This is a genomic window from Pseudomonas sp. IT-93MI4, from assembly GCF_949767635.1.
Classification (GTDB): Bacteria; Pseudomonadota; Gammaproteobacteria; order Pseudomonadales; family Pseudomonadaceae; genus Aquipseudomonas; species Aquipseudomonas putida_A.
Map to the genome: position 1 here is coordinate 200,533 of NZ_CATKPP010000003.1, position 15,556 is coordinate 216,088.

A 15,556-nucleotide genomic window follows, 5' to 3' on the forward strand; every position below is an offset into this window, starting at 1 on the left:
CCGCTGTATCCGGTCGGGCAAGGGCAGAAACGCACGCACCCTCCGGTAAAACCAAGGAAGTCGCGCTCGTTCGCAGCGCGCTGCACACAGGGAAGGAATACAGACAATGGCAGTCCATACCGAACCGCTCATGAACCAGGCTGATCTGCTGCAACGGGGCCTGGCGGATCTGTGGGCGCAAGACGCCGAACTGGCAGGGATCCTCGACGCGGAAGTTGCCCGTCAGCACCAGGTGCTGTCGCTGGTCTCCTCCTCTTGCGCCGTCAGGCCCATGACCCTGGCCGCCTCCGCTTCGGCACTGGTCAATGTGACGGCCGAGGGGCTGCCCGGCAGACGTTACGGCGGCGGGTGCGAAAACGTCGATCTGGTCGAAGCGCTTGCCATCCGCAGAGCGCGGGAACTGTTCGATGCCCAGTACGCAAGCGTGCAATCGCATTCGGCATCAAACGCCAATTACCACGTGCTGACCGCCCTGCTCGAACCAGGCGATACCTTGCTGGGAATGGGCGTCAAATACGGCGGCCATCATACCCATGGCAGTTCCACCTCATTCGCCGGCATTTACTACAAGGCGATTCGGTACGGCACGACTTCAGCGGGGGTCATCGATTACGACCAGGTGCGCAAACTGGCGCTCGCCCATCGCCCACGCATCATCATGTGCGGCGCGACGGCGTACTCACGGGTCATCGATTTCCAACGATTTCGCGAGATTGCCGATGAAGCCGGCGCCATCCTGCTCGCCGATATTTCGCATATCGCCGGACTGGTTGCCACAGGGCGGCATCCCAGTCCGATCGACGTCGCACACGTCACCACCACCTGCACCCACAAACAACTCATGGGCCCGCGCGGCGGTCTGATCCTTTCGGGTCAAGCGGCGAACACCAAGGTGCCCGGCTTGAGGACGACATTCAGCCGCGCCCTCGACCAAGCCGTTTATCCGCGAATGCAGGGCGCGCCTGCCGTCAACATGATCGCTGCGAAGGCGGCGGCTCTGGCTTACGCAAAGTCCACGGAGTTCGACAGAAGCATGGGGCGGATTCGCAGCACGGCTGACGAGTTCGCCAGCGCCTTTCAGGCTCACGACTACGAAGTCGTCGGCGGGGGCAGTGAGAACCATACGGTATTGATTCGGTTGCGTGGCGGCATCACCGGCGCCATTGCCGAGTCGGCGCTGGAGCGTTGCGCAATTATCGTGGACAAATATCGTGTACCGGGCGAGACACGCCCTTCACTCATTACCAGCGGTCTGCGCATCGGCACGGGCTCCATCGCGCAGCGCAGAATCGATCCGCAGGGATGTCGCCAGATCGTCGATCTGATCTGCCGGATCCTCGACAGTGTGAGACCGATCAGCGAGCAGGATTACCTGCTGGAACCGGCCTTGCGCGAGCAATTCCGGTTGCAGACCGAAGCGTTCTGCACAGCCCATCCCATCGCCGAATACGTCTGACGACCAATAAAAAACCCGGCACATTGGCCGGGTTTCTCACTTTCTGCGTCTGGCTTACTTCGCGGCAGAACCCGCCGCGTGCAGCGCCTGCTGCGCTCCACGCTTGTTCTTGATCACGTAGCAGACCCACATGAACACGACCCACACCGGAATCGCGTACACCGAGATCTGGATGCCCGGGATCAGCAGCATCACGCCAAGGATGAACACCACGAACGCCAGGCAGATGTAGTTGCCGTACGGGTACCACAGCGCCTTGAACAGTGGTGTCTGCTGCGTCTTGTTCATGTGCTGTCGGAACTTGAAGTGCGAGAAGCTGATCATCGCCCAGTTGATCACCAGCGTTGCAACCACCAGCGACATCAGCAGTTCCAGCGCCTGCTGCGGGATCAGATAGTTCAGCAGCACCGCCACCAGCGTGACAGCCGCGGACGCCAGGATCGAACGCACCGGCACGCCGCGCTTGTCGATCTTCGCCAGACCTTTCGGCGCATCGCCCTGCTCGGCCATGCCCAGCAGCATGCGGCTGTTGCAGTAGGTGCCGCTGTTGTACACCGACAGCGCTGCGGTCAGCACCACGAAGTTGAGGATGTGCGCGGCGGTGTTGCTACCGAGCATCGAGAACACCTGCACGAACGGGCTGCCGCTGTACGAATCGCCGGACGCGTTGAGGGTTGCCAGCAGGCTGTCCCAAGGAGTCAGCGACAGCAGGATCACCAGCGCGCCGATGTAGAAAATCAGGATGCGGTAGATCACCTGGTTGATCGCTTTCGGGATCACGGTTTTCGGCTTGTCGGCTTCGGCTGCAGTGAAACCGAGCATTTCCAGGCCACCGAAGGAGAACATGATGATCGCCATGGCCATCACCAGGCCACTGACGCCGTTGGGAAAGAACCCGCCGTGCGACCACAGGTTGCTGACCGAGGCCTGCGGGCCGCCATGGCCGCTGACCAGCAGGTAGCTGCCCAGCGCGATCATGCCGACGATCGCCACGACCTTGATGATCGCGAACCAGAATTCGGCCTCCCCGAAGACTTTGACGTTGGCCAGGTTGATCGCGTTGATCAGCACGAAGAAGGCGGCGGCGGTGACCCAGGTCGGGATGTCCGGCGCCCAGTAGTGGATGTACTTGCCGACCGCGGTCAGCTCCGACATGCCGACCAGAATGTACAGAATCCAGCAGTTCCAGCCCGACAGGAAACCGGCAAAACCGCCCCAGTACTTGTGCGCGAAATGGCTGAAGGAACCGGCCACCGGCTCTTCGACGATCATCTCGCCGAGCTGGCGCATGATCATGAAGGCGATGAAGCCGCAGATGGCGTAGCCGAGGATCATCGACGGGCCGGCGGATTTCAGGACCCCGGCCGAGCCGAGGAACAATCCGGTACCGATCGCGCCACCGAGGGCGATCAGTTGAATATGGCGATTTTTCAGGCCGCGTTTCAGCTCGCCTGATTGCGAGTTTTGTCCACTCATGAAAAAGGTCCCACGCAAGGTTTGATGATGTTCAGTAGACGTTGCTGCAAGGTTGCGATTTCAGACAACCCCGATCAAACCCCAGCGCAAGCACCAGGAATTCAGCGTTTTTACAACGGTCATGCGTCACCTGTTTGTTTTTATCTGTGACGAAATCGAACCCGACACGCTTGTGACGTGGCGGAGTGAACAAGGCGGATAACCTTGAGGTTTGCGCGATTACGCAGAGGGTCACAGTTAAAACGCGGCGCATTGTACACCGCTAACCCCCTGCTGCCAGACCCCGCTGGATCAGCGTGGCGCTTGCCGGGATTGCGTGGGTCCGCCTCGAGACAATCGGGCGGCTGCAAAAATTGAGTCAGGCCTTTGCAGGCCATCGACGGGGACGAGCGAAAAACCGCCCCACGGAGAGAAGTGGAGATCGATCACGGCGTTCATTGCGCCTCCTTCTTGTTATGCACCTGCACGACAGGCATGAGGCGCATCTCACCCTGCAAACAGCGCTGAAACAAGCGCGCCAGAGCCCTGCGCGACGCCTTTGCAGCCGGGCTTCGGCAGGTTTTCCTTACAGCGTCTGCAGAGGGGTAAATCCACTGGGCTTTACCGGTGTTTTCGTAAACTTTTCTTTACGAGGCGTAACGCAGATTTTCCATTTCGGAAAATTCTGTAGGACGTCTGCAAATTGACGGTAGCAAGCTTGCTAATGAAAGTTGCCGCTTAGTTTTTTGTTTTCAAATAAGAAATCCGCCGCTTAAAAACAGAATAAAAAGTTTATTTAAATTTTAAATAAATAATTTTTTGCATTACAAAACACCCTGAACTAGGTTCTTCACGTCTTGCCGGCCAACTCGACCGGCCAGTCATAACCGTGAAAGTCATCTAGGAGATCGACCATGCAAGCACTGGAAAAAGACCTGGACACCGAACTGCAACTGGACGAATGGTTCGAAGCACCGACCCATGAGGCGGCTGTGGAAATGATGCAAGCCGACGCGGTGGTTCCGTTCGGCACGGCGATGTGGCCTCTGTAAGACATCCCCGGGCAGGCACGATCCGGCCGGTCGTGCCTGCCACTTTCTTCACGGTCAGTCAGGGAGGACTCATGGATAAGCCCCGCGCGATCTCGCATTTCCTTTACTACCTCGAACATCACCCTGCCCTTGCCGGTCTCGATTCGGCGAAGGTACTGCTCGGCCACACCGCCGATTACGAAGCCCTGACCGGCGCCATCGCCGAACAGGCCGGCGATCATCCCCGCTTCACGTTCAGTGCCCGTCGCCTGGATCTGGAAAGCACCGCAACGCTGACCGCGGCGATTGCCGACAGCGATCTGTACATTTTCTTCTACGACTCTTCCACCCTGCCCAACCCGCGCCCCGACGGCCCGGAGTTCGTTCGCGCCCTGCAGGGAGTGATGGCGGAAAACTGGAAGAAGTCGCTGCTGTTCAAGGATTACGGCGACTATTTCTACGACACTTTCAGCGTCACCCCGCAGCGCATCGCCGGGCTCAACAGCCACTTGATCCAGCGCATGTCCCAAGCGACAACGCTGAGCTTCAAGGACGACCACGGCTCCTGGTTTGAAACGCCGCTGAGCAGCATCAAAAAGTGGACCGACATCAACGGTGTCGGCAACTTCGACCTGGCCCCCGGCGAAATCGCCACCCACAGCGAAGCCATCAACGGCCATGTGAAATTCAAGGGTACGTTCCTCAGCACCATCCCGTTTGCACGCAAGTACGGCGTGCTGGAGTCGCCACTGGAACTGTGGATCGAGAATTCGACCATCAGCCGCATCGCCACCGATGTGCCGGGGCTGGAACACGACTTCAACAAATACCTGGACGCCAACCCGTCAAACCGACGCATCGAGGAATTGGGGATTGGTACCAATGAAGGGGTGAAAGATCTGTATGCGCGCAATGCCGGGTTCGAAGAGCGGCATTGTGGGTTGCATCTGGGACTGGGCGGTGGGGCCAAGGGCAGTCATCACCTGGACCTGATCTTCTCCGGCGGGGTGTTGGCGCTGGATGACAAGCCAGTGTTTGATGGGCGGTTTGTGTTTTAGGCGACTGACGCCTTCGCGAGCAGGCTCGCTCCCACAGGAGATTTGTGTTCGACGCAATTCTAATGTGGGAGCGAGCCTGCTCGCGAAGAGGCCGAATCAGACGCTACATACCTTCCGCCAGACGAAAAAAAACGCCAACCCTGCGGTTGGCGTTTTTTGCTTTAGCTCGAAGCTTGCCGCTCAAAGCACACAACTGCTTATTCCGGCTTCTTGCGACCGAAACCCGGACGCTGACCGGAACCGGCCGGAGCACCACGACGCTTGCCCGACGGCTTGTCGCCGTCGACCAGTTTGATCCCCGGACGCTTCGGTGCAGGCTTGGCCGGACGCTTGTTGGTGGTGTCGGCAGGACGATCCGCCACCGGCGTACCGCGACCGGCCGGCGCACGACCTTCGCCACGCTCGGTACGACCGTTGGCCGGGCGCGGTGCGCGCTCGCCATCACGGGCAACCGGCTTGCGGCCAGGACGCTCGCCTTCGATCTGCGGCTCGCGGCTCGGACGCGGACCGGTCGGCGCGCCAGCGGCTGGACGCAGGGTACGCACGCGCTCGGTCTTGGCCATCGGCCGCGACGATTTGCGCTGCATACGTTCCAGCTTGTCCTTGCTCTTGGCGTTGAGTTGCGGCATCGCCACCGGGGTCAGACCGACTTCGGCACTCAGCACGTCGACTTCGTACTGGCTCATTTCGCGCCAGCGGCCCATCGGCAGATCAGAGTTGAGGAACACCGGACCGAAACGCACGCGCTTCAGACGGCTGACCACCAGCCCTTGAGATTCCCACAGACGACGAACCTCACGGTTACGGCCTTCCATCACCACGCAGTGATACCAGTGGTTGAAGCCTTCGCCGCCCGGTGCCTGTTGAATGTCGGTGAAGCGCGCCGGGCCGTCTTCCAGCACCACGCCAGCCTTCAGGCGCTCGATCATTTCATCGTCGACTTCACCGCGTACACGCACGGCGTACTCACGGTCCATCTCGTAGGACGGGTGCATCAGGCGGTTGGCCAGCTCACCGTCAGTGGTGAACATCAGCAGACCGGTGGTGTTGATGTCGAGACGACCGATGTTGATCCAGCGGCCTTCTTTCGGACGCGGCAGCTTGTCGAACACGGTCGGACGGCCTTCCGGGTCGTCACGGGTGCAGATCTCGCCATCGGGCTTGTTGTACATGATCACGCGGCGCACCGATTCGGCAGCCTCTTCGCGCTTGATCACCTTGCCATCGATGGTGATCGCGTCGTGCATGTCGACGCGCAGGCCGAGGGTGGCGTCTTTGCCATTGACCTTGATCCGGCCCTGGCTGATCCAGGCTTCGACGTCACGGCGCGAGCCAACGCCGATACGGGCGAGGACTTTCTGCAGTTTTTCGCCTGCTGGGCCGATTTCCTGGTCGTCTTGCTGATTGATGTCACTCATCTGGGCACCTCCCGGTGTGGTCTGTTCAGGCGACGCCTGAAGCATTGAAATCTGGTTTTCGGGCGAAGGGATCGCCGAAGGGTCGCGAATCATACGCGGATGTGCGCCATCGCGCATCAGAGACTAGCTGATCGATCGCCAGTTATTTCTTTTTCCGCCGACCGGCGGCGCCCAGTTTGATCAGGCGCAGCGCGGCTTCGGCCAGCACCGTGCGCTTGTCGTCCTTGTCGAGTTTCTTCCAGGCACGGATCTCGCGCTTGCTGCGGCCACAGCCGAGACAGATGTCGTCGCTGAACTTGCACAGGCTGATGCACGGGTCTTTGGTTGAGCTCATCGAATACTCCAGAACGACACTTGCCCCTGTGGGAGCGGGCTTGCTCGCGAATGCGGTGTATCAGGCAATACATGCATATCTGACACACCGCATTCGCGAGCAAGCCCGCTCCCACAGGGGTTGACCAGTGATCTTGAAAACCGTGTCAGTCCTCGAACTCGCGGCGTTCGGCCTCGATGGCTTCCGCCAGCGCACGGGCTTCGGCTTCTTCTTCGCTCAGCTCGGGTTCGGGCGCTGGCACCGGTTGTTCGAGGGCGGCGACGGCGGCCAGGAGTTTTTCCCGGGCTTCGGCAACGCCAAGAATGTCCTCTTCCGGTTCGGCTTCTGGCTCGGTCTCGAGTTCAACTTCAATCGCTGGCTCGACGGTCTCGACTTCCGGCTCAGTCGTCGACGCTTCACCATCAGCCGCATCGCGTAACAGATCATCGAAGTCGGTCTTGATCCCCTCCTCCATGCTGTCCAGCTCCAGCAACAGCGTGTGGAAACTGGTTTCTTCCTTCGGTTCTTCCGGCTCGGCGCTGGCGTCGGCCTGTTCCTGCAGACCCTGCGGTACCGGTGCGTCGTCGAAATCGAGAACTGGCTCGGTTTCCATCTCGCGCAGCTCAGCCAGCGGTGGCAGGTCTTCGAGGTTCTTCAGGTTGAAGTGATCGAGAAACGCCTTGGTGGTGGCGAACATCGCCGGTTTGCCCGGCACGTCGCGGTAACCGACGATGCGGATCCACTCGCGCTCGATCAGCGTTTTGACGATGTTGGTGTTGACCGCCACGCCCCGCACGTCTTCAATCTCGCCGCGGGTGATCGGCTGGCGATAGGCAATCAGCGCCATGGTTTCCAGCAGCGCCCGGGAATAGCGCTGCGGACGTTCTTCCCACAAACGTCCGACCCACGGCGAAAACTTCTCGCGGATCTGCAGGCGGTAGCCGGAGGCGACTTCCTTGAGCTCGAACGCGCGGCCCTCGCAGGACTTGGCCAGCAGGCTCAGGGCTTTCTTGAAGACCGGCGGTTCGGGGCGCTCGCCTTCTTCGAAAAGTTCGTAGAGGCGTTCAAGCGATTGCGGTTTTCCCGAGGCCAACAGAAAGGCTTCAAGCAGGGGCGCCAGCTCGCGGGGTTCAGTCAGGTTCATGTTTCGACTCGTTATTCGGCTCGGGCTCGCACGTGGATCGCGGCGAACGGCTCATTCTGCACCAGCTCGACCAAGGATTCCTTGACCAGTTCAAGGATCGCCATAAAGGTCACCACCACACCGAGGCGACCTTCCTCGGCAGTGAACAGCTCGACGAATGGCACAAAACCACCGCCCTTGAGCCGTTCCAGCACATCGCTCATGCGCTCGCGGGTCGACAGTGCCTCGCGGCTGACCTGGTGGCTCTCGAACATGTCGCCCCGGCGCAGCACTTCGGCCATGGACATCAGAATCTCTTCCAGCGCGACATCCGGCAACAGCTTGCGCGCCCGGGCTTCCGGGGCGTCGAGCTTGGGCACGACCACATCGCGACCGACCCGGCTCAGGCCATCGATGCCTTCGGCGGCAGCCTTGAAGCGCTCGTATTCCTGCAAGCGGCGGATCAGTTCGGCGCGCGGGTCGTCCTCTTCGTCTTCGACGGTTTCGGCGCGCGGCAGGAGCATCCGCGACTTGATCTCGGCCAACATCGCCGCCATCACCAGGTACTCGGCGGCCAGCTCCAGACGCACCGACTGCATCAGTTCGACATAGCCCATGTACTGACGGGTGATTTCCGCTACCGGGATGTCGAGGATGTTGATGTTCTGTTTGCGGATCAGGTACAGCAGCAGGTCAAGCGGGCCTTCAAAGGCTTCGAGAAACACTTCCAGCGCATCCGGCGGGATGTACAGGTCCAGCGGCATTTCCGTGACCGCTTGGCCATAGACCATGGCAAACGGCAGTTCCTGCTGGGCGCCGGCCTGGGGATCGACAACGGTTTCCACTGCGGACATTCAGGCCTCGACCATGAACGGCGCGGGGTCGCCGCAACCGACGCGGATCACTTCCGGGTCGTCGCCGGTCAGGTCGATCACGGTGGACGCCTTGATCCCGCCGAAACCGCCGTCGATGATCAGGTCCACCTGGTGTTCGAGCAATTGACGCATTTCGTACGGATCGCTCAGCGGATCTTCATCGCCGGGCATGATCAGGGTCACGCTCATCAGCGGCTCGCCGAGTTCGGCCAGCAACGCCAGGGCAATCGGATGGCTCGGCACCCGCAGGCCGATGGTGCGTTTCTTCGGATGCAGCAGCAGACGCGGCACTTCGCGGGTGGCGTTGAGGATAAAGGTGTAAGGCCCCGGCAGATGCGCCTTGAGAATGCGGAAAGTGCCGGTGTCGATCTTGGCGTAGTTGCCCAGTTGCGACAGGTCGCTGCAGATCAGCGCGAAGTTGTGCTTCTCGTCGAGCTGGCGCAGACGGCGCACGCGCTCGATCGCGGTCTTGTCGCCGATCTGGCAACCGATGGCGTAGGAAGAGTCCGTGGGATAAATCACCACCCCGCCCTTGCGGATGATCTCGACTGCCTGTTTGATCAGGCGCGCTTGCGGGTTTTCCGGATGGATCTGGAAAAATTGACTCACGTTTTCTACCTGTTCAGACGGCGGCAATATCTGTGTCATGTTTGAACCGACACCACAGGGGTGGAAGGTCCTCGGGAACCGGCCGGTACTGGCCAATCTCGGACCAGCCTCCAGGGCCATGGAAATCACTGCCGGCGCTGACCAGCAGACCGAACTCGCGGGCAAGGATTGCCAGGCTGCCGACCTGTTCCGCGGGCTGATGGCCATTGACCACTTCGATTGCATGCCCGCCCGCTTGAATATAGTCGGCAATCAGCTTTCGGCGCTTGCTGCGGGTGAAATCGTAGTGCCATGGATGCGCCAGACTGACCCACGCTCCGGCGGCGCGCAGGGTGCCGACGGTGTCTTCCAGCGTCGGCCAGTGTTGCTTGACGTCACCCAGCTTGCCGGCGCCGAGCCATTTACGGAACGCCTCGGCGCGATCCTTTACAAAACCTTCACGCACCATCCAGTCGGCAAAATGCGGACGGGCCGGGGCGTTGCCGCTGTCGCCCAGCTCCTGCTGGATCTGCCGGGCGCCGTCGAGGGCACCGGGCATACCTTTGAGGCCGAGCTTGCGGCTTATTTCTTCCGACCGCAGCCAGCGGCCATCGTGCAATCGGGCGATCGCCTCGACCAGTGGCGCGGCGTTGACGTCGAAACCGTAGCCCAGCACGTGGATGGTCGCGCCGCCCCAGGTGCAGGACAGTTCGACGCCATTGACCAGTTGCATGCCCAGTTCTTCGGCGGCGCTGCGCGCTTCGGCGAGGCCTTCGAGGGTGTCATGATCGGTCAACGCCAGGACTCGCACGCCGTTTTCGAACGCACGCGCAACCAGAACCGCCGGCGCCAGGGCGCCATCGGAGGCCGTGCTGTGGCAGTGCAAATCAACATTCACGGGGAGTTGTAACCTCAAATCAGCTGGCGCTATCGCGCGCCCATATGTTTGTTATTATGCCGCCACATCCAGCTTCTGGCTCTCACTGTGAAACAATTCATCGATTTCATCCCGCTTCTGCTGTTTTTCATCGTTTACAAACTTGATCCACGGGTTGTCGATATCGCCGGTCACGAAGTCACTGTAGGTGGTATTTACAGCGCCACGGCGATGCTGATCATCAGCTCCCTGGTGGTCTACGGCGCGTTGTTCATCAAACAGCGCAAGCTGGAAAAGAGCCAATGGCTGACCCTGATCGCCTGCCTGGTGTTCGGCAGCCTGACCCTGGCCTTCCACAGCGAGACCTTCCTCAAATGGAAAGCCCCGGTGGTCAACTGGCTGTTCGCCCTGGCCTTCATCGGCAGCCACTTCATCGGTGACCGCCTGCTGATCAAACGCATCATGGGCCACGCGCTGACCCTGCCGGATCCGGTCTGGACCCGCCTGAACATCGCCTGGATCGCCTTCTTCCTGTTCTGCGGCGCTGCCAACCTGTTTGTGGCATTCACCTTCCAGAGCATCTGGGTCGACTTCAAGGTGTTCGGCAGCCTGGGCATGACCGTGCTGTTCCTGGTCGGTCAGGGCATCTACCTGTCCCGCCATCTGCATGACGCCGATACCACAACGCCAAAAACCGAGGACTGACATGCTTTACGCAATCATTGCCACCGACGTCGCCAACTCGCTCGAAGCCCGCCTCGCCGCGCGCCCGGCCCACCTCGAACGCCTGCAAGTGCTCAAGGGCGAAGGCCGCATCGTACTGGCCGGCCCGCACCCGGCGGTCGACAGCAATGATCCGGGCGCTGCGGGTTTCACCGGCAGCCTGATCGTCGCCGAATTCGACTCCCTGAGCGCCGCCCAGGCCTGGGCCGACGCCGATCCGTACATCGCCGCCGGCGTGTACGCCAACGTGATCGTCAAGCCGTTCAAGCAAGTTTTGCCGTAACCAAGGAATGTGGAGGGGCTCTGTGGCGAGGGGATTTATCCCCGATAGTTGCGCAGCAACCCAAAGCCATCCAATGCGGTGTGCCTGACACACCGCATGCTCCCATTTCAGGTCTGCTTCGCAGCCCATCGGGGCGGTGCGACGTTTCGCTGAATCCCCTCACCACAACAGCTCTCTCGCCACACTCAACCCACTCCAAGCACTGAACCTTCACGCTTCTCACCGCTCTCAATCGCTCATTATTCTCGTTTGCCTGCCGACAACCTGCCCAATATCCATTTGCAAGCAGGAATCGCAATGCGCAAAGGTCCGTTGTGTCTGATGTGGGTCACGTTGTCGATCATGGCGCCCGCCCATGGTGAGGAAACCACCGAAAGCGGCAGCTCCACGCCATTGTCGTTAAGTGCCGGCAGTCAGATTACCGAACTGCAGCAGCGCCTGAAGGCCAGCGAGCAGCAGCGGGAAGAACTGAGCAAACAACTGCAAAATGCCGACAACACCCGCGAAAGCGCCCTGCTTGCCCGGTTGCGCCAGGAGAATCAGCGCCTGAAGCTGCAACTCAAGGAAGCCCAGGCCAGTCCATTGCCGCGTCTGTTGACCGAACAGCAACAATGGTTCGTCACCGGCGCCGGGGTAGCGCTATTGGCGCTGCTGTGCGGTATCTTTGCCAGTGGAGCAAGCCGAAAACGTCGGCAATGGCTAAATTGAGTGAGTCATGAGCGAGCTGTTACTGATTGATGATGACCAGGAGTTGTGCGAACTCCTGAGTAGCTGGCTGAGCCAGGAAGGCTTCCAGGTACGCGCCTGCCACGATGGCCAGAGCGCGCGCAAGGCGCTGGCCGAATCGGCGCCTGCGGCGGTGGTGCTGGACGTGATGCTGCCCGACGGCAGCGGTCTGGAACTGCTCAAGCAATTGCGCAGCGAACACGCCGATTTGCCAGTGCTGATGCTCTCGGCCCGGGGCGAACCGCTGGATCGCATCCTCGGTCTGGAGCTGGGCGCCGACGATTACCTGGCCAAACCCTGCGATCCGCGTGAACTCACCGCGCGCCTGCGCGCCGTGCTGCGCCGCAGTCACCCGGCCGCTGTATCGACCCAGCTCGAACTCGGCGACCTGAGCTTCAGCCCGGTGCGTGGCGTGGTCAGCATCGACGAGAAAGAACTGACTCTCACCGTTTCCGAAAGTCGTTTGCTCGAAGCCCTGCTCAAGCAGCCCGGCGAGCCGCTGGACAAACAGGAACTGGCGCAACTGGCCCTCGGCCGCAAGCTGACCCTGTACGACCGCAGCCTCGACATGCACGTCAGCAACCTGCGCAAGAAGATCGGCCCCCACCCCGACGGTCGCCCGCGAATCGTCGCCCTGCGCAGCCGTGGTTATTACTACAGCCTGTAAACCGTTTGCTTCTCTGTGGCGAGGGAGCTTGCTCCCGCTGGACTGCGCAGCAGTCCCTCGTTTTTGATTTGAAAAGCGAGGGGCCGCTTCGCTGCCCAGCGGGAGCAAGCTCCCTCGCCACAGGCGGATTGCCAGAGATATTTGTCAGGTCGGGATCGAAGCGTCTTTACCCAAGCTTTACGCAGCGCTGACCGCCGCTGACCTTGATCTCCGTAATCTGAACTCATCCGGAACGTACCGGGAACGAGACAAGGAGATACACCATGCGCAAGACTCTTATCGCTCTGATGTTCGCTGCCGCTCTGCCAACCGTCGCCATGGCCATGCCACAGGATGGCGGCCCGATGGGTGGCCCGCTCGACGGCCCACGCCACGGCGGTCAGATGCACGGCGAGCACGGCAAAGGCCCGTACAGCCAACTCGACCTGTCCCGTGAACAACGTGATCAGATCCGCAAGATCATGGGCGAGCAGATGCATGAGCGTCGCCAGGTAGTCGAGAAGTACCTGGAAAAACTCTCGCCGGCCGACCAGAAAGCCATGAAAGACGAGATGGCCGCCAACCACAAGAAAGCCGAAGCTGATGTACGCAACCTGCTGAAACCGGATCAACAGAAGAAATTCGACGAGATCCAGAAGAAACAGGCTGAACGCCGCGCCGAATGGGCCGAGTTCAAAGCGTGGAAAGAGCAACAACCGCAAAAAGCGCAATAATGCGATAACCTCGGATCCGACGGCTAAGCGCCGTCGGTTCTGTTGCCACTCAATCCAAATGTGGGAGCGGGCTTGCTCGCGAATACGGTGTATCAGACAAAGTAATGTTGACTGACACACCGCATTCGCGAGCAAGCCCGTTCCCACATTGTTGAGTTTTTTGTTTGATTGAGGATTTTCTGTGCGTTCATTGTTCTGGCGTATTCTCGCAAGCTTCTGGCTGGCCATTGCTCTGGTGGCGGGGCTGTCGATTCTGCTCGGGCACATGCTCAACCAGGACGCGTGGATCCTCAGCCGCCATCCGGGCCTCAACACTCTGGCCGCCGAATGGACGCAAACCTACGAAGCCCAGGGCGAAGACGCCGCGCAGGACATCCTCGAACAGCGCAAACGCCAATATCACATCGATGTGCAGGTGCTGAACGAAAGCGGCGACCCGGTGGTGCGTGGCACCTTCCCGCGTCGCGCCGCCGCCTTCGAAGCCCGGCAGAACAACGATGACCGACGCCTGCCCTGGCGGCGCCTGACCGACGAATTCACCAGCGAAAAAACCGGCGACACCTATCTGTTCATCTTCCGCATCCCGCACCCGGAGCTCGACGCCTGGCACCGCGAAAGTCTGCTCTGGCCGCTCAGTGCGCTGGGCATTGCGCTGGTGGTGCTGACCCTGTTCAGCCTGCTGGTGACCTTCTCCATCACCCGCCCGCTCAGCCGTTTGCGCGGTGCGGTGCATGATCTGGGGCAGACCACCTATCAGCAGAACAGCCTGGCGAAACTGGCCAACCGTCGCGATGAGTTCGGCGTGCTGGCCAACGACTTCAACCGCATGGGCGCGCGCCTGCAAAGCCTGATCGGCAGTCAGCGCCAGTTGCTGCGCGATGTGTCCCACGAACTGCGCTCACCCTTGGCACGGCTGCGCATCGCCTTGGCGTTGGCGGAACGGGCCAACCCCGAAGAACGGGAAAAGCTCTGGCCACGCCTGACCCGCGAATGTGATCGGCTGGAAGCGCTGATCAGCGAGATTCTGGTGCTGGCACGGGTCGATGCCGACAACGCCAGTGCCGAAGCGGTAGACCTGAATGCGCTGCTCGGCACCTTGCAGAAAGACGCGCAACTTGGCTCGCCGGAGCAGACCGTGCGCCTGGATGCCGAACCACACCTGACGCTGACCGGCTGGCCGACCATGATCGAGCGCGCCGTCGATAACCTTTTGCGCAACGCCCAACGCTTCAACCCGGTGGATCAGGCAATCGAGATGCAGGCCACGCGTCAGGGCGAACGAATTGTGGTGAGTGTGCGCGACCACGGGCCGGGTGTGCAGGCCGAGCATCTGAGCCAGTTGGGCGAGCCGTTCTACCGGGCGCCGGGTCAGACGGCGCCGGGACATGGTCTGGGGTTGGCGATTGCCAGGCGCGCGGCGGAGCGGCATGGCGGGAGCCTGCTGCTGGCCAATCATCCTGAGGGCGGGTTTGTCGCCAGCCTGGAATTGCCGTTAGTGCCGGGCGCCGTCGTGCAACCCTGATCAAACCTGTAGGAGTGAGCCTACTCGCGATAGCGGTGGATCAGACAAAAATTCATTGACTGATCCACCGCTATCGCGAGCAGGCTCACTCCTACATTTGATCGGTGGTGTCAGGCCTTGCCCGGCCAGGCGCTGACGAATTCGGCCAGATCAACCTTCTCGGCCACACGCGGCTCCTTCTGCGGCGTGCCGAGATACAGGAACGCGATCACCTCTTCGCCCTCTGCCAGCCCCAACCCTTGGGCCACATGTTTCGAATACGCCAGATCACCAGTACGCCACACCGCCCCGATCCCCTGAGCATACGCCGCCAGCAGAATCCCGTGAGCCGCACACCCCGCCGCCAGCAACTGCTCGGCCTTCGGATACTTGACGTGATCCTGCAGTTTCGCGATCACCACGACCACCAGCGGCGCCCGCAGCGGGCCGTTGCGCGCCTTGTCGATCATCGCTTCAGTGACTTCGCCTTCCTGCATCTGCGCCGCTTCGGCCAGCAACTCGCCCATTTGCTCACGTGCCGCGCCTTCGACGGTGAGGAAACGGTACGGCTGCAAGTGGCCGTGATCCGGCGCGCGCAGGGCTGCGCCAAACAGGGCTTCGCGCTGCTCGGCGGTAGGGGCCGGTTCGACCAGACGTGGAACGGAAACACGGTTGAGCAAAGCGTCGAGAGCCTGCATCGGCCACCTCCTGAGAAAAATGTGCGGCTATTCTAGCGGTATCCGGCAACA

The 15,556-nt window shown here is 60.9% G+C and carries 17 protein-coding genes; 9 read left to right on the forward strand and 8 right to left on the reverse strand.

Annotated features, from left to right (window positions below):
* Positions 1 to 106 precede the first annotated feature (106 nt).
* On the forward strand, positions 107 to 1,456 hold the full coding sequence (gene glyA, locus ACM6I7_RS03085) for a serine hydroxymethyltransferase (RefSeq protein WP_097090166.1): 1,350 nt from the start codon (positions 107 to 109) through the stop codon (positions 1,454 to 1,456).
* A 54-nt stretch (positions 1,457 to 1,510) separates the two neighbouring features.
* Here the strand turns inward: glyA and ACM6I7_RS03090 are convergent, their stop codons facing one another.
* On the reverse strand, positions 1,511 to 2,932 hold the full coding sequence (locus tag ACM6I7_RS03090; RefSeq protein WP_027613968.1) for an amino acid permease: 1,422 nt from the start codon (positions 2,930 to 2,932) through the stop codon (positions 1,511 to 1,513).
* 893 nt (positions 2,933 to 3,825) lie between these two features.
* Between ACM6I7_RS03090 and ACM6I7_RS03095 the strand changes: the two genes are divergently transcribed.
* Together ACM6I7_RS03095 and ACM6I7_RS03100 are read left to right on the forward strand one after the other, a co-directional pair.
* Positions 3,826 to 3,963 carry a hypothetical protein gene (locus ACM6I7_RS03095; protein WP_003222780.1) on the forward strand — a complete coding sequence of 46 codons (138 nt, stop codon included), beginning with the start codon at positions 3,826 to 3,828 and terminating at the stop codon, positions 3,961 to 3,963.
* 71 nt (positions 3,964 to 4,034) lie between these two features.
* Entirely contained in the window at positions 4,035 to 5,000 is a 966-nt protein-coding gene (locus ACM6I7_RS03100) for a hypothetical protein (RefSeq protein WP_041073062.1), read from the forward strand.
* A gap of 197 nt (positions 5,001 to 5,197) precedes the next feature.
* On the opposite strand, the gene rluB is transcribed toward ACM6I7_RS03100, so the two are convergent.
* The 6 genes from rluB to ACM6I7_RS03130 form a co-directional block, all read right to left on the reverse strand.
* Positions 5,198 to 6,418 (reverse strand): 23S rRNA pseudouridine(2605) synthase RluB, encoded by a 1,221-nt coding sequence (rluB, locus tag ACM6I7_RS03105; RefSeq protein ID WP_095139335.1) that lies wholly within the window; start codon positions 6,416 to 6,418, stop codon positions 5,198 to 5,200.
* Between the two features lie 142 nt (positions 6,419 to 6,560).
* A complete protein-coding gene (locus tag ACM6I7_RS03110) occupies positions 6,561 to 6,752 on the reverse strand; it encodes a DUF1289 domain-containing protein (protein WP_414887931.1) in 192 nt (63 codons plus the stop codon).
* 145 nt (positions 6,753 to 6,897) lie between these two features.
* Complete coding sequence (scpB, locus tag ACM6I7_RS03115) at positions 6,898 to 7,875, reverse strand: SMC-Scp complex subunit ScpB (RefSeq protein ID WP_097090167.1); 978 nt, start codon at positions 7,873 to 7,875, stop codon at positions 6,898 to 6,900.
* Between the two features lie 11 nt (positions 7,876 to 7,886).
* On the reverse strand, positions 7,887 to 8,585 hold the full coding sequence (locus ACM6I7_RS03120) for a segregation and condensation protein A (RefSeq protein ID WP_171061841.1): 699 nt from the start codon (positions 8,583 to 8,585) through the stop codon (positions 7,887 to 7,889).
* A 123-nt stretch (positions 8,586 to 8,708) separates the two neighbouring features.
* Positions 8,709 to 9,338 (reverse strand): L-threonylcarbamoyladenylate synthase, encoded by a 630-nt coding sequence (locus tag ACM6I7_RS03125; RefSeq protein WP_007966016.1) that lies wholly within the window; start codon positions 9,336 to 9,338, stop codon positions 8,709 to 8,711.
* Between the two features lie 13 nt (positions 9,339 to 9,351).
* Positions 9,352 to 10,215, reverse strand: a complete 864-nt coding sequence (locus tag ACM6I7_RS03130; protein WP_027613974.1) for a PHP domain-containing protein — start codon at positions 10,213 to 10,215, stop codon at positions 9,352 to 9,354.
* A gap of 87 nt (positions 10,216 to 10,302) precedes the next feature.
* On the opposite strand from ACM6I7_RS03130, the gene ACM6I7_RS03135 reads away from it, so the two are divergent.
* From ACM6I7_RS03135 to ACM6I7_RS03160, 6 genes are all read left to right on the forward strand, one after another.
* Entirely contained in the window at positions 10,303 to 10,899 is a 597-nt protein-coding gene (locus ACM6I7_RS03135) for a septation protein A (RefSeq protein WP_027613975.1), read from the forward strand.
* Position 10,900: 1 nt separating this feature from the next.
* The gene (locus ACM6I7_RS03140; RefSeq protein WP_007966019.1) at positions 10,901 to 11,200 is read left to right on the forward strand and encodes a YciI family protein; all 300 of its coding nucleotides are present in this window, start codon (positions 10,901 to 10,903) and stop codon (positions 11,198 to 11,200) included.
* Positions 11,201 to 11,497: 297 nt separating this feature from the next.
* Positions 11,498 to 11,908 (forward strand): translation initiation factor 2, encoded by a 411-nt coding sequence (locus tag ACM6I7_RS03145; RefSeq protein ID WP_247267734.1) that lies wholly within the window; start codon positions 11,498 to 11,500, stop codon positions 11,906 to 11,908.
* Positions 11,909 to 11,915: 7 nt separating this feature from the next.
* Positions 11,916 to 12,593 carry a response regulator transcription factor gene (locus tag ACM6I7_RS03150; protein ID WP_007966021.1) on the forward strand — a complete coding sequence of 226 codons (678 nt, stop codon included), beginning with the start codon at positions 11,916 to 11,918 and terminating at the stop codon, positions 12,591 to 12,593.
* 263 nt (positions 12,594 to 12,856) lie between these two features.
* Complete coding sequence (locus tag ACM6I7_RS03155; protein WP_414887932.1) at positions 12,857 to 13,306, forward strand: Spy/CpxP family protein refolding chaperone; 450 nt, start codon at positions 12,857 to 12,859, stop codon at positions 13,304 to 13,306.
* 181 nt (positions 13,307 to 13,487) lie between these two features.
* A complete protein-coding gene (locus ACM6I7_RS03160; protein WP_027613978.1) occupies positions 13,488 to 14,828 on the forward strand; it encodes a sensor histidine kinase in 1,341 nt (446 codons plus the stop codon).
* Positions 14,829 to 14,938: 110 nt separating this feature from the next.
* Here the strand turns inward: ACM6I7_RS03160 and ACM6I7_RS03165 are convergent, their stop codons facing one another.
* Positions 14,939 to 15,505 (reverse strand): nitroreductase family protein, encoded by a 567-nt coding sequence (locus ACM6I7_RS03165; protein WP_258678931.1) that lies wholly within the window; start codon positions 15,503 to 15,505, stop codon positions 14,939 to 14,941.
* Between the last annotated feature and the right edge of the window lie 51 nt (positions 15,506 to 15,556).

Excerpts from the sequence above, each read along its gene's own strand:
- ACM6I7_RS03150 (WP_007966021.1), top strand. The coding sequence starts at position 11,916 with ATGAGCGAGCTGTTACTGATTGATGATGACCAGGAGTTGTGCGAACTC.
- ACM6I7_RS03165 (WP_258678931.1), bottom strand. The coding sequence starts at position 15,505 with ATGCAGGCTCTCGACGCTTTGCTCAACCGTGTTTCCGTTCCACGTCTG.
- rluB (WP_095139335.1), bottom strand. The coding sequence starts at position 6,418 with ATGAGTGACATCAATCAGCAAGACGACCAGGAAATCGGCCCAGCAGGC.
- ACM6I7_RS03145 (WP_247267734.1), top strand. The coding sequence starts at position 11,498 with ATGCGCAAAGGTCCGTTGTGTCTGATGTGGGTCACGTTGTCGATCATG.
- scpB (WP_097090167.1), bottom strand. The coding sequence starts at position 7,875 with ATGAACCTGACTGAACCCCGCGAGCTGGCGCCCCTGCTTGAAGCCTTT.
- ACM6I7_RS03095 (WP_003222780.1), top strand. The coding sequence starts at position 3,826 with ATGCAAGCACTGGAAAAAGACCTGGACACCGAACTGCAACTGGACGAA.
- ACM6I7_RS03155 (WP_414887932.1), top strand. The coding sequence starts at position 12,857 with ATGCGCAAGACTCTTATCGCTCTGATGTTCGCTGCCGCTCTGCCAACC.
- ACM6I7_RS03100 (WP_041073062.1), top strand. The coding sequence starts at position 4,035 with ATGGATAAGCCCCGCGCGATCTCGCATTTCCTTTACTACCTCGAACAT.
- ACM6I7_RS03110 (WP_414887931.1), bottom strand. The coding sequence starts at position 6,752 with ATGAGCTCAACCAAAGACCCGTGCATCAGCCTGTGCAAGTTCAGCGAC.
- ACM6I7_RS03140 (WP_007966019.1), top strand. The coding sequence starts at position 10,901 with ATGCTTTACGCAATCATTGCCACCGACGTCGCCAACTCGCTCGAAGCC.
- glyA (WP_097090166.1), top strand. The coding sequence starts at position 107 with ATGGCAGTCCATACCGAACCGCTCATGAACCAGGCTGATCTGCTGCAA.
- ACM6I7_RS03090 (WP_027613968.1), bottom strand. The coding sequence starts at position 2,932 with ATGAGTGGACAAAACTCGCAATCAGGCGAGCTGAAACGCGGCCTGAAA.